The 14,060-nt window shown below is 45.0% G+C and carries 7 protein-coding genes and 3 rRNA genes; 5 read left to right on the top strand and 5 right to left on the bottom strand.

Annotated features, from left to right (window positions below; all coding sequences use genetic code 11):
• Positions 1-40 precede the first annotated feature (40 nt).
• Together C5Z25_RS12575 and C5Z25_RS05905 are read right to left on the bottom strand one after the other, a co-directional pair.
• Positions 41-214 carry a hypothetical protein gene (locus tag C5Z25_RS12575; protein ID WP_199774937.1) on the bottom strand — a complete coding sequence of 58 codons (174 nt, stop codon included), beginning with the start codon at positions 212-214 and terminating at the stop codon, positions 41-43.
• Between the two features lie 27 nt (positions 215-241).
• Positions 242-2,035 carry a heavy metal translocating P-type ATPase gene (locus C5Z25_RS05905; protein WP_105451791.1) on the bottom strand — a complete coding sequence of 598 codons (1,794 nt, stop codon included), beginning with the start codon at positions 2,033-2,035 and terminating at the stop codon, positions 242-244.
• 813 nt (positions 2,036-2,848) lie between these two features.
• On the opposite strand from C5Z25_RS05905, the gene C5Z25_RS05900 reads away from it, so the two are divergent.
• Positions 2,849-4,513 carry a BCCT family transporter gene (locus C5Z25_RS05900; protein ID WP_105451790.1) on the top strand — a complete coding sequence of 555 codons (1,665 nt, stop codon included), beginning with the start codon at positions 2,849-2,851 and terminating at the stop codon, positions 4,511-4,513.
• 153 nt (positions 4,514-4,666) lie between these two features.
• On the opposite strand, the gene C5Z25_RS05895 is transcribed toward C5Z25_RS05900, so the two are convergent.
• Positions 4,667-5,086, bottom strand: a complete 420-nt coding sequence (locus C5Z25_RS05895) for a hypothetical protein (protein WP_105451789.1) — start codon at positions 5,084-5,086, stop codon at positions 4,667-4,669.
• Positions 5,087-5,378: 292 nt separating this feature from the next.
• Complete coding sequence (locus C5Z25_RS05890; protein ID WP_105451788.1) at positions 5,379-6,299, bottom strand: aldo/keto reductase; 921 nt, start codon at positions 6,297-6,299, stop codon at positions 5,379-5,381.
• 768 nt (positions 6,300-7,067) lie between these two features.
• Here C5Z25_RS05890 and C5Z25_RS05885 point away from each other — a divergent pair.
• Complete coding sequence (locus C5Z25_RS05885; protein WP_105451787.1) at positions 7,068-8,051, top strand: serine hydrolase domain-containing protein; 984 nt, start codon at positions 7,068-7,070, stop codon at positions 8,049-8,051.
• Positions 8,052-8,112: 61 nt separating this feature from the next.
• Here C5Z25_RS05885 and C5Z25_RS05880 read toward each other — a convergent pair whose 3' ends face one another.
• Positions 8,113-8,631 (bottom strand): VanZ family protein, encoded by a 519-nt coding sequence (locus tag C5Z25_RS05880; protein WP_105451786.1) that lies wholly within the window; start codon positions 8,629-8,631, stop codon positions 8,113-8,115.
• A gap of 481 nt (positions 8,632-9,112) precedes the next feature.
• Between C5Z25_RS05880 and C5Z25_RS05875 the strand changes: the two genes are divergently transcribed.
• From C5Z25_RS05875 to rrf, 3 genes are all read left to right on the top strand, one after another.
• Positions 9,113-10,686: ribosomal RNA gene (locus C5Z25_RS05875) — 16S ribosomal RNA — on the top strand.
• Positions 10,687-10,892: 206 nt separating this feature from the next.
• Positions 10,893-13,813: ribosomal RNA gene (locus C5Z25_RS05870) — 23S ribosomal RNA — on the top strand.
• 74 nt (positions 13,814-13,887) lie between these two features.
• Positions 13,888-14,004: ribosomal RNA gene (gene rrf / locus C5Z25_RS05865) — 5S ribosomal RNA — on the top strand.
• Together the 16S, 23S and 5S rRNA genes form the textbook arrangement of a ribosomal RNA operon.
• The last annotated feature ends 56 nt before the right edge of the window (positions 14,005-14,060 follow it).

Raw genomic sequence — 14,060 nt, 5'->3', positions numbered from 1 at the left:
GCGCGCAACTTGAAATTGCGCGCGTTCTTTTTGGTTTGGTTTATTGATGCCGATGTCGCTTTTTCCGAGTAAATGGGAATACCATAATCATATAGCCAAAGTCGACTAAGATGGCAGTTCGTAAGGGTAATTTTAAAAGAACGACAGCGACAAAGGTAAGGACAACAATGAAAATTAAAGATTCTTGAGACCAGTTCAAAAGCCATTGGGGCATGTTAACATCTCCATTAGTTAAGTTAGGTTAAGGGCGGTCACGGAGCGCCCGTAAGGCCCATAAGATTGAGACCGTGTCGACAACTTCTTGCAGCATCGCCCCAAATAGTGCTGGGATAATCCCGGTACTGGCGATTAGCATTAGGATGGTACAAATGGCAATCCCAATCCAAACAGCTTGTTTGGCAACTTGCATCGTGTCCTTTGAAATCTGAACGGCGGTGACGACACGGCTGAGGTCATCTTTCAAAATAACCACATCAGCCGATTCACTGGCTGCGGTTGAGCCATGGGCGCCCATCGCAATACCGACATCGGCTACCGCCAGTGAGGGCGCATCGTTCACGCCATCACCGACCATAATGACTGGACGTTCGGTTTTAGGCAGTGCTTGTAAATTTTTGATTTTATCGGCCGGTAATAAATCGGCTTTAACGGTATCAATCCCGACTTCAGCGGCAATCCGGTCTGCAATCGCACGTTGATCACCGGAGAGCATCATAATATTTTTAATACCGCCCGCATGTAAGGCCTGGAGGGTCGCCGCTGCTTCTGGTCGCACGTTGTCAATAAAAGTAATATAGCCGGCGTAGTGCTCGTCGATTGCCACATAAATTGCAGTTGTCGTCAATGGCGTTTGGGTCGTTGTCGGGGCCACGAATTTTAGCTTACCGACCTTAACGGTATGACCATCGACGGTCGCTGTGACACCATTACCAGTGACTTCTTCTAAATCAGTGACTGGACTTAGCGGTGTTTTATTAGCGTATTTGACAATCGAACGAGCCAAAATATGACTAGAATTTTGTTCCGCGCTGGCGGCCAAATGTAAAACGGTCGCCGCGGTAAAGGTTTCTTGTGGCACAATCGAATTTACGGTTAGCTGGCCGCTGGTGATGGTGCCTGTCTTATCAAAGGCGGCCGACTTTGCGGTTGCTAATTTTTCCAACATGTCACCGGTTTTTACGACAATCCCGTTCCGACTAGTGCGACTCATGCCGGAGACTAATGCGACTGGTGCGGCTAGAATTAATGGACAAGGCGAGGCGACCACTAGGACTTCTGCAAAGCGATGCGGATCGCCGCTCAATAACCACGCAACTCCGGCAATGACGTAGGCCACGAGTGTAAAGGGGACCGCATACCGATCGGCTAGCCGGACAAATTTGGCTGGTCGCGCTTCGGATTCTTTGACTAGCTTGACTAACTGTTGATACTGACTATCAGCGGCGCGTTTATCAACTAACATAGTCACCGCACTATCCCCATTTACGGCGCCGGACATTAAGTCATCGCCAACTTGTTTTTCAATGGGCTTGGATTCCCCCGTTAATGAAGATTCATCGAATAACGCTGTTCCTTGAATTAAATGCCCATCGACGGGCACTAATTCGCCAGGTTTAACGACTAATTGATCCCCCACCGCAACTGCATTGACGGTAACATCAGTTAATTGTCCGGCACTTAAACGGTGGGCAACTTGGGGTGAGTTATCAAGTAGGGCTTTTAGTTCTGTGTTGGCACGCTTAGCAGCGAAATCCTCTAGGGAGTCTCCACCGGTCAACATGATTAAGACGACTAAGCTGGCCCAATATTCCCCGACAGCCAGCGTTGCGACAATTGCAGTGATGGCCAGCAAATCAACACCATATTTACCAGTACGCAATGTTTTGATCATTTCCACGAGCATTGATAGGGCCATGATGGTTCCCATTAATGTAATGATAACTTGGGCGGCCAACGGCAGTTGTAACCCAAATTGTAGAACTAAAGCAACGACACCAATACTAATGGTTAAAATTAATTTGTAATAATGACGCATGTTAAACTCCTCCTCCACCGGTATGCAACCGTTCTCTTTATTGATAGTAACAGCTTATCATTAAAATGAACATATTTAAATAGATAAGAATGATTCTAAATAAAAACTAATAATTTGCAGAAAAAAGAATTAATTTTCTGCAAATTGAGGCTTTTTAGCGCATTAAAAACCGAGTTAACCCTAACATGATAGGCTTAAACGTCCGCAAACGTGCTTATTTTACATATCGTATTATACTAGTATACTAATACATGAACATCAGATATCAGAATAAATACTGAAATCAGCATTTGTATAAGACGCTCGCGCTGTACAGGTGGTAACTTGTTACCCTGTCGTGCGATTTTTTTGTGTATGATGAGGCCAGTTTTTGTGAAGATCGGCCGCTAACCAAAAAACAACTTATCTGAGTTCAAGGGGGTTATCCATTAGCAAGATAATGTAACAATTAATCGTTACGTGGTGTACCGATGATGACGAGATCAGTCGGCATCGGTACTAGCTATCAGCGCTAAAGATATGGTGAACGCCAACGTAGATGAGGCAATTAATTTAAGACGGATTCACGTCCAGTTTTATGTCAACATGGCGCATGATGAACTCACCAACGGAAAGAAGGAAATTCTGCTACTGATTTTGAGTTAGCAAAAACAGAGTTCGTCATGCAAGGCCGTTTAAACCTTATGATGAGGGTGTTGAGTGCTTCGAGCAGGAATTTTACTCGGAGGGGTGTACCGATTGCTAGTCGGAAATTAACGCGTGGGGACTACCAGTCATGGTAGGATGAAGCACGAATAGTTATATAGAAAGTATATGTTCAGTAGCAGGTTTATTATTTTAAAAAGTAAGAATATTGATTGGTGGGTGTATTTGCCGACGATTGGCTTATTCGCCGCGGCTTCGGTGTTTCTGTTAGTCGGGGGTAAGTCGTTAGAGACCGGCTTGGGGTCAATCCTCAACTGGTTGACCGGTAACATGAGCTGGCTATACATGCTCGTTTATGTCATCAACTTTATCTTTTTCATTTACTTAGGCTTAAGTAAATTAGGTAAAACCAAATTAGGCGGTCCCAAAGACAAGCCGGAATTTTCAACGTTCCATTGGGGCAGCATGGTTTATGCCACGGGGATCGATGCCAGTATTTTAATGTTGAGTATCGTGGATCCCTTACGTTATTTACAGAGTCCTTCATTTGGAGTAAAGCCGTTTTCAGCTTCGGCTTACAATTATGCACACATGCTCGGGCAATTCAATTGGGGACCAATGGCGTGGATGATGTTTGCGCCAGCCACCATTGGAATTTCGTATGCCATGTATGTGAAACACGTCAAAGTGCAACGGCTTAGTGCCGCCATTTCTGTTTTAGCGGGTCCTGGGATGGGGAAACGACTTGCACGTAATGTCATTGATTTCTTAGTAATCATTGGGATTATGGGAGGAGTTGGGACCTCAGTCGGGATGGAAATCCCAGTTATTTCAAAAGTGTTGAGTGAAGTTACTGGGATTGCTGATACTATGACTTTAAAGTTGGGACTGTTTGCCATTCTCTTCGTGATTTTTGCGATGGCGGTCTTCAATGGGTTAAAGCGTGGGATTGGTCGCTTGAGTTCTGCCCATATTTGGCTTGCAATCGGCTTTTTAGTCGTCGTGCTAGTCGTGGGACCAACCTTTTATATTTTGAATTCAGAAACAAGTAGTATCGGTTTATTTATTAATAAGTTTGTCAGTTTGAGCTTTAACTCAGCTCCCAATGGTGCGATGACTGCAATGCAGAGTCAGACGATTTTTTATTGGGGTTGGTGGTTATCCTTTATGCCAGTGATGGGGTTATTTATTGCCCGGATTTCACGTGGTCGGACTATTCGCCAAGTTTTAGGTGGCATGTTATTGTGGGGCTCACTTGGCTGTGTTAGTTTTTACGCCGTTTTGGGTGGTTACGCCTTGTATTTACAAAAGATGGGGATTGTCAATCTGGTGCACATTTTGAATACCCAAGGTCAAGCTGCGGTGATTGCGGCCGTTTTAACAACGTTACCATTTAAGATGATTATGTTGGCGTTATATTGTCTATCATGTTTTATCTTTTTAGCAACGACCGTTTCTTCATTCGCCTTTATCACGGCTTCATTTACCAGTAAAGAATTGTCAGTTGGACAACAACCGAGTCGATTCAATCGTATGAGCTGGGTCGTTATTTTCTTACTATTCTCGCTAGGATTAGTGACAGTCGGGGGCTTTAAAGCGATTCAGTCGATTTGTGCAATGTCTGGTTTTCCACTGATTGCGGTTTGTTTGATCCTGTTGTACTCGCTGTATCACGATTTAACAGCCGATCCGGTCAAAGCAGCGGCGAAGGCTAATGCTAAAGCGGCAGTGATCGCGCGGCGAACTGCGATTGCCCGCGATGTTGAGATTTCGACTAAGACGGACTACGCTAGTGACAAGCGCACTCGAAAATCAGCCCAAGAAACAGATTGATAAAATGTCTTCTATAAGATAGTACATGAAAATATGAAATAACAATCAGGGTTTGAGACCACCGTCTCAAACCCTGATTTAATAAAAAACAACCTAAGCCTCGGCCCACCAGACTAAAACAGTTTGAGGGACCGAGGCTTAGGTTGTTTAAGCTTATTTGGTTTTCTTTTTGGGATGAGCCTTTTTATGTTGACGCAAATCTTCTTTAAAGGTATCGATTTCGTCAGTATGTTTAGTGGTCCATTCTTTATAGTTAGAGTGTGAATCAGTATCACCAGTTTTAAGGCCCGTTTCTAACCAAAACAAGGCTTCGGTTAATGAACCGAAATTGTGAAACCATAACGTATGACCGTTATCAGAGTCCATTGCAACGTAAGATTTATAGTGCGGGGTTAAAAAGGTATGCTTAACGATTTTGAAAGCCGCCCGCCGCCGCGTTAATTTGTAATCTGATAAAATGTAACGACCCGGATGGGCTAACCGCGGAATTGACTGGTTACGTTGTTCTTTATATTCCGTCAGCATTGCCTTAGCGCGGTCCGCGTTGATGAGTGTAATGTTGAATTTTGACATAGCAGGGCTCCCTTAATAAGTACAATTGGTATCATTAGTTGATTTATTTCATAAAATAGAACTCATTGTATTAATGATAGCGCATTTTTACTAAAATTCGAAATATAAAAGCTTGAATTTATTGGGTTTTCACTGTTCTTACGGTAAATTTAAAGAAAATGAGGGTTGAAGCTTGAAACACCTGATCGTGATGGGACCAAAAGAAAATAATTGCGACAAGAATCGATAAGATTCTTACAGCAATTATTTGTTTAGGTCACTTTATTGAGGCTGAAAAGATAACGAACGTGGTTTATGGTAGGTCATTGCCGGCTGCAAAGTAGATATCGTACCATTCTTGACGGGTCAGGTCGATTGCTGTTCCGGCAGCATTTTCTGCCAGATGTTTTGGATTCATTGTCCCTAAAATCACTTGGATTTGTGCTGGATGGCGCAAAATCCAAGCAGTTGCAATGGCACTCTTAGTGACTTGCTTAGTATCGGCGAGGGTCTGCATTACTGCGTTTAGCTTTGGAAATTTAGGATTGTCCAAGAAAATCCCGGCAAAGTTACCATATTGATAAGGTGACCAGGCTTGAATTGTCATATGGTGTAAACGGGAATATTCAATGATTTCACCATCATGGTTAATGCTACGGTCGTCTTGCATATTAGTGTGCAGGCCAAAGTCGATTGGACCAGTGTGCATGACGCCGAATTGAAGCTGATTGATCATTAAGCGTTGATTTAAAGCGGCTTGCAATAATTCGACTTGCATCGGATTGAAGTTAGATACCCCAAAATGGCGTACTTTACCATTGCGTTGTAAGTCGTTGAAAGCCGCCGCCACTTCAGTAGGTTCCATCAGTGGATCCGGTCGATGGAGGAGAAAGCTATCTAGATAGTCAATACCCAAGCGCTTGAGCTCGCCGTCAACGGCATCAATGAGATGTTGTTTGGAGAAGTCATACCGTTGACCGGGAACGATACCGCCTTTAGTTTGAATGTAGAGTTGGTCACGGGTGATGGTCGTCTGTTTTAAAGCCTGACCGAAAATGGTTGATGACTGACCGCCACCGTAAATGTCAGCTGCATCGATATAGTTGATGCCTAAGTCGACTGCCGATTCCAAGACTTGGGTTGCTTGGGCAACGTTGAGGGCGTTCATGCGCATAATGCCAAGAGCAACTGCGGATGCTTGCATGCCACTTTGGCCTAAATTAATTTTTTTCAAAGGAAGACCTCCTATTTTGACTCAAGTATACGAGTTCATATTAGTAGTGTAAACGATTTCAATTGCATACGACAAAAAATAGGGCTCAAGGCTTCTCAACTTGAGTCCTACTTATGAGGAATAATCCTGATTAGCAATTACTAATTGTACTGTGTTCTTAATACGTTACACCTTCATGCTATTCAATTTTACGTGTGTCCAACTTCTAACGGACTAACCCGTATTTCCTGTAGCGATCTGCTTTAGTCGATCAAAAGTAATTTTTACTTGATTCATGACTCGTCAAACGGATTCTAACGAAAGTCGAACTTACGCTTAAAACTTGGTAATGTCTTCGTGACAGACAGCACCTCCGCTTAAATTTTTACAACCTGAGTCGAAATTTGGAACTAACTGTACTGATATTACTTACTGCTGGTTCAAATAACGGTTACCGTTTATCGAAGGGTCAACGTTCAGGCATCCAATACAATTAACTGGACCGATAACGCTTAACGACGTCTGACTGGTTTCGGTAACGACCAAACGTTAAGACTAGTTGTCTAATGTGATGGCGACAACCAAAACTCATTGAGAAGCTTGCTAATGAGGGTTATAACCTTTCCTCACTTAATATACTACCAGACTAAGTAAGCGCTTGCAATAGAAAAGTCTCTAATTTTTAAAAAATGTTTGCCGTTGCTTTTATTCGGAATTTCGTTATGATAAAAGGGTATGAAAAGCCTAAAAGCTAAGGGCGTACAATGACGAAAGGTAGGCTCGTGACAAGTGATTGAAAAAATAGAACAATATATTGATAAGTGTATTGCTGCTGGTGATATTTATGGGGCGTCATTTAGTGTGATTACACCACAAGGGATTAACCAGTATTACCACGGTGTTCAAGGCAATGGTGAGTTTGCAGTCGGACTAGACGCTTCTATGATTTATGATTTGGCATCAGTAACGAAAGTAGTTGGCACGACGACACGAATCTTTCAACTATTGTCAGACCATACGATTCGATTGGATGACTCGGTGGCCCGTTTCTTACCTGGTTTTGCACATTCTCAATTAACGATTAAGCAATTGTTGTTACATACGAGTGGCTTGCCAAGTGATATCGAGAATCTATCTGGAATGAATCGAGAAGATTTGATTACGGCAGTTTATGACGCTAAGTTACAACAGGCTCCTGGTGAAAAGGTCGTTTATTCAGACTTGGGTTACATTATCTTAGGATGGATTATTCGGACAGTGGATGGGTCATTAGCGCGCAGTGTGCAAGATCATATCTTATACCCGTTGGCAATGACGAATACAGGCTATAATTTGAATCGGCCCAAAATTCGGTTTGTCCCAACGGAATTTGATCCACGTCGCGGTCAAATTCAAGGCCAGGTCCATGATTATAAGGCTTTCTTGCTAAATGGTGAGAGCGGTCATGCCGGTTTATTCTCAACTTTAACTGATTTAACGGTTTTTGTTGAAATGATGTTGAATTTTGGTGAGTACCAAGGTAAGCGTGTCTTGGATGAGAATGTTTTTGATTGGTTAGGTGAGCATGATGTTGAAGGCCGGACGCTAGGTTGGGAGCGACGCCAAGGCAAACATCAGTATCTGCATACCGGCTACACCGGACCGGCGATTGCGTTTGATTTGGATCGCCAACTCGGATTGGTCGTTTTGACCAATCGCGTTTATCCGACGAGTGATAATCAGGTTTGGAATCAAGATCGTCAACATATTTTTGACTTATTTTTTGAAGAATAGATTGTCTTAGAGCAAAAACCACGCTGGCGAATTTAGCCAACGTGGTTTTTAGGTACGACAGTCAATTTTTTAGCCAACGTCCGCCTGGCAGTCGGCTTAGTAGTTGAAAACTACCAAATCCGATGATGACACCCGCCCAATTAGTTAAGACGTCATCAACTTCAACCCAACGATTGAGGTGAACTAACCAATCTAAAATGAATTGTCCAGTTTCAAGGGATAGGCCAGTGATCAAACCAAGGACAATGATGCGACGCCAAGAATAGTGTGGGAAGTTCCAGCCAAGCAAGAAGCCGAGTGGCATGGTTAAGACGACGTTGAGCCAAAACTCAATGTCGAGGTGTCGAAAAGGATTCAAAATTAATTTAACGGGTCCCCATTGGATATAGTGCAAGACCACGTTGCTCCCAAAGTCATAAGCAGTTGGTGTGTAACAAAAAGCCGTGAGTATCCAGAGAAAGGCGAGCAAGCTGAGACGCTTTAATCGTATCAGCCAATTCGGGGCTTGACGGCCGACGTGGATGGTAATTATTAAGATGAGACCTGTTAATAGTAGAAATGGGTACCAAGTAGGTTGCATTGATTGGTTGCTCCTTAGTTTAAGTTTGCTAAGTTCTATTATAAGAAAGAACTGGTTGATAAGCCATCGCGATAAAAAAAGATGAAAAAAGTTGTTGACAGTTTCAGCTGTGGTTGGTATATTAGTACACGTTGCTGCTACGGCGGCAAGGAATACGAAAACAATATTGAAATTAGTTGTTGACAACTGCTTCAGTAATTGATATGATTATTCCTGTTGTCGCAACGGCAACTGACAGCTTGAGATTGTTAATTCTTTTAAAAAAAGAAGTTGACAAAAAGAAATCAAGATGTTAAGATAATTAAGTTGCGTTGAGGTAATCAACCAACAAATTAGACCTTTGAAAACTGAACAAAGTTTCGACAAATCAAATGTGTAGGGTCTATCAATTCTTGAATTGGTAGCAAACATTTGCGAAGTCAATTCGTAAACAAACAATTTTTAAATCAAGTACTAAATGAGCTTTTTTAGAACTCATCATTAATTTGAGAGTTTGATCCTGGCTCAGGATGAACGCTGGCGGCGTGCCTAATACATGCAAGTCGAACGAACTCTGGTTGTTGAATGACGGTGCTTGCACCTGAGTGATATAACATTTGAGTGAGTGGCGAACTGGTGAGTAACACGTGGGAAACCTGCCCAGAAGTGGGGGATAACACCTGGAAACAGATGCTAATACCGCATAACAACTCGGACCGCATGGTCTGAGTTTGAAAGATGGCTTCGGCTATCACTTTTGGATGGTCCCGCGGCGTATTAGCTAGATGGTGGGGTAACGGCTCACCATGGCAATGATACGTAGCCGACCTGAGAGGGTAATCGGCCACATTGGGACTGAGACACGGCCCAAACTCCTACGGGAGGCAGCAGTAGGGAATCTTCCACAATGGACGAAAGTCTGATGGAGCAACGCCGCGTGAGTGAAGAAGGGTTTCGGCTCGTAAAACTCTGTTGTTAAAGAAGAACATATCTGAGAGTAACTGTTCAGGTATTGACGGTATTTAACCAGAAAGCCACGGCTAACTACGTGCCAGCAGCCGCGGTAATACGTAGGTGGCAAGCGTTATCCGGATTTATTGGGCGTAAAGCGAGCGCAGGCGGTTTTTTAAGTCTGATGTGAAAGCCTTCGGCTCAACCGAAGAAGTGCATCGGAAACTGGGAAACTTGAGTGCAGAAGAGGACAGTGGAACTCCATGTGTAGCGGTGAAATGCGTAGATATATGGAAGAACACCAGTGGCGAAGGCGGCTGTCTGGTCTGTAACTGACGCTGAGGCTCGAAAGTATGGGTAGCAAACAGGATTAGATACCCTGGTAGTCCATACCGTAAACGATGAATGCTAAGTGTTGGAGGGTTTCCGCCCTTCAGTGCTGCAGCTAACGCATTAAGCATTCCGCCTGGGGAGTACGGTCGCAAGACTGAAACTCAAAGGAATTGACGGGGGCCCGCACAAGCGGTGGAGCATGTGGTTTAATTCGAAGCTACGCGAAGAACCTTACCAGGTCTTGACATACTATGCAAATCTAAGAGATTAGACGTTCCCTTCGGGGACATGGATACAGGTGGTGCATGGTTGTCGTCAGCTCGTGTCGTGAGATGTTGGGTTAAGTCCCGCAACGAGCGCAACCCTTATTATCAGTTGCCAGCATTAAGTTGGGCACTCTGGTGAGACTGCCGGTGACAAACCGGAGGAAGGTGGGGATGACGTCAAATCATCATGCCCCTTATGACCTGGGCTACACACGTGCTACAATGGATGGTACAACGAGTTGCGAACTCGCGAGAGCAAGCTAATCTCTTAAAGCCATTCTCAGTTCGGATTGTAGGCTGCAACTCGCCTACATGAAGTCGGAATCGCTAGTAATCGCGGATCAGCATGCCGCGGTGAATACGTTCCCGGGCCTTGTACACACCGCCCGTCACACCATGAGAGTTTGTAACACCCAAAGTCGGTGGGGTAACCTTCGGGAGCCAACCGCCTAAGGTGGGACAGATGATTAGGGTGAAGTCGTAACAAGGTAGCCGTAGGAGAACCTGCGGCTGGATCACCTCCTTTCTAAGGAATATTACGGAAACCTTACACATGATTGTTGAAACTTTGTTTAGTTTTGAGAGGTCTAACTCTCAAACTTGTTCTTTGAAAACTAGATAATATCAAATATAATTTTTCATAATTAAACCGAGAACACCGCGTTTTTTGAGTTTTTTAAAGAAGTTTTAAATCGCTAAACTCATTAATCGCATTTTCCGTTAGGAAAATGAGGTTAAGTTAACAAGGGCGCATGGTGAATGCCTTGGCACTAGGAGCCGATGAAGGACGGGACTAACACCGATATGCTTCGGGGAGCTGTACGTAAGCTATGATCCGGAGATTTCCGAATGGGGCAACCCAGCAGTTTTAATCAACTGTTACCGCTAGATGAATACATAGTCTAGTCGGAGGTAAACGCTGTGAACTGAAACATCTCATTAGCAGCAGGAATATAAAGAAATTTCGATTCCCTAAGTAGCGGCGAGCGAACGGGGAACAGCCCAAACCAGAGAGCTTGCTCTTTGGGGTTGTAGGACTGAACATTTGAGTTACCAAAACGTTTGATAGTCGAAGGATTTGGGAAAATCCGCCATAGATGGTGATAGCCCAGTAGATTAAATTAAACGTTCTCAGTTCAGGATCCTGAGTACGGCGGAACACGTGAAATTCCGTCGGAATCCGGGAGGACCATCTCCCAAGGCTAAATACTCCCTAGTGACCGATAGTGAACCAGTACCGTGAGGGAAAGGTGAAAAGCACCCCGGAAGGGGAGTGAAATAGTTCCTGAAACCATGTGCCTACAATAAGTCAGAGCGCGTTAATGCGTGATGGCGTGCCTTTTGTAGAATGAACCGGCGAGTTACGATCCCGTGCAAGGTTAAGACTTAAAAGTCGGAGCCGTAGCGAAAGCGAGTCTGAAATGGGCGTTTTTAGTACGAGGTTGTAGACCCGAAACCAGGTGACCTATCCATGTCCAGGTTGAAGGTGCGGTAAAACGCACTGGAGGACCGAACCCGTGTAAGTTGAAAATTGCTGGGATGAGGTGTGGATAGCGGTGAAATTCCAATCGAACTTGGAGATAGCTGGTTCTCTCCGAAATAGCTTTAGGGCTAGCCTCGGATGAAGGATCATGGAGGTAGAGCACTATTTGGACTAGGGGCCCGTCTTGGGTTACTGAATTCAGATAAACTCCGAATGCCATTGATTCATATCCGGGAGTCAGACGATGAGTGATAAGATCCACCGTCGAAAGGGGAACAGCCCAGATCACCAGTTAAGGTCCCTAAATGTATACTAAGTGGAAAAGGATGTGGAGTTGCACAGACAACTAGGATGTTGGCTCAGAAGCAGCCACCATTTAAAGAGTGCGTAATAGCTCACTAGTCGAGTGATTCTGCGCCGAAAATGTACCGGGGCTAAGTATACTACCGAAACTGTGGATGTGACCATTAGGTCACGTGATAGGAGAGCGTTCTAAGGGCGGTGAAGCAAGATCGTGAGGACTTGTGGAGCGCTTAGAAGTGAGAATGCCGGTATGAGTAGCGAAAGATGGGTGAGAATCCCATCCACCGAATGACTAAGGTTTCCTGGGGAAGGCTCGTCCTCCCAGGGTTAGTCGGGACCTAAGTCGAGGCCGAGAGGCGTAGACGATGGATAACAGATTGATATTTCTGTACTAGTTAAATGCGTTTGAACGATGGAGGGACGCAGTAGGCTAAGATGTGCATCCTGTTGGATTAGGATGTCCAAGCAACAAGTCTTTTGATGAGTCAAATGCTTATCAATTTAAGGACAAGTTGTTATGGGGAGCGAAATTTAGTAGCGAAGCGTCTGATGTCACACTGCCGAGAAAAGCTTCTAGTGAGTATTTAACTACCCGTACCGCAAACCAACACAGGTAGTCGAGGAGAGAATCCTAAGGTGAGCGAGTGAACTCTCGTTAAGGAACTCGGCAAAATGACCCCGTAACTTCGGGAGAAGGGGTGCTGATCGCAAGATCAGCCGCAGTGAATAGGCCCAGGCGACTGTTTATCAAAAACACAGGTCTCTGCAAAATCGTAAGATGACGTATAGGGGCTGACGCCTGCCCGGTGCTGGAAGGTTAAAAGGATGGGTTAGCTTCGGCGAAGCTCAGAATTGAAGCCCCAGTAAACGGCGGCCGTAACTATAACGGTCCTAAGGTAGCGAAATTCCTTGTCGGGTAAGTTCCGACCCGCACGAAAGGCGTAACGATCTGGGCACTGTCTCAACGAGAGACTCGGTGAAATTATATTGTCCGTGAAGATGCGGACTACCCGCGACAGGACGGAAAGACCCCATGGAGCTTTACTGTAGCTTGATATTGAGTGTTTGTACAGCTTGTACAGGATAGGTAGGAGCCATAGAAACCGGAACGCTAGTTTCGGTGGAGGCGTTGGTGGGATACTACCCTCGCTGTATGACCACTCTAACCCACACCACTTAGCGTGGTGGGAGACAGTGTCAGGTGGGCAGTTTGACTGGGGCGGTCGCCTCCTAAAGAGTAACGGAGGCGCCCAAAGGTTCCCTCAGAATGGTTGGAAATCATTCGCAGAGTGTAAAGGCACAAGGGAGCTTGACTGCGAGACAGACAGGTCGAGCAGGGACGAAAGTCGGGCTTAGTGATCCGGTGGTACCGTATGGAAGGGCCATCGCTCAACGGATAAAAGCTACCCTGGGGATAACAGGCTTATCTCCCCCAAGAGTCCACATCGACGGGGAGGTTTGGCACCTCGATGTCGGCTCATCGCATCCTGGGGCTGTAGTCGGTCCCAAGGGTTGGGCTGTTCGCCCATTAAAGCGGTACGCGAGCTGGGTTCAGAACGTCGTGAGACAGTTCGGTCCCTATCCGTCGCGGGCGTAGGAAATTTGAGAGGATCTGTCCTTAGTACGAGAGGACCGGGATGGACATACCTCTGGTGTACCAGTTGTGCCGCCAGGCGCATCGCTGGGTAGCTACGTATGGATGTGATAAACGCTGAAAGCATCTAAGTGTGAAACACACCTCGAGATGAGATTTCCCATTCCTTTATGGAAGTAAGACCCCTGAAAGATGATCAGGTAGATAGGTTAGAAGTGGCAGCACGGTGACGTGTGAAGCGGACTAATACTAATCGGTCGAGGACTTAACCAAGTAATTGGTGTTCCGGTAAGATGAAAAATACAATTTGATATTAGCTAGTTTTGAGAGCACAAGTTTCTCAATAGTGTGGCGACGATGGCAAGAAGGATACACCTGTTCCCATGTCGAACACAGAAGTTAAGCTTCTTAGCGCCGAGAGTAGTTGGGGGATCGCTCCCTGCGAGGGTAGGACGTTGCCATGCAAACGAAGGAATCGATTAATTCGATTCCTTTTTTTTGCGTTTAAACTTAGTTTTGA

The sequence above is a fragment of the Lactobacillus sp. CBA3605 genome (assembly GCF_002970915.1).
Classification (GTDB): Bacteria; Bacillota; Bacilli; order Lactobacillales; family Lactobacillaceae; genus Lactiplantibacillus.
Note: the sequence above shows the minus strand (reverse complement) of the source record. Positions and strands in the feature narration are given on the sequence as shown.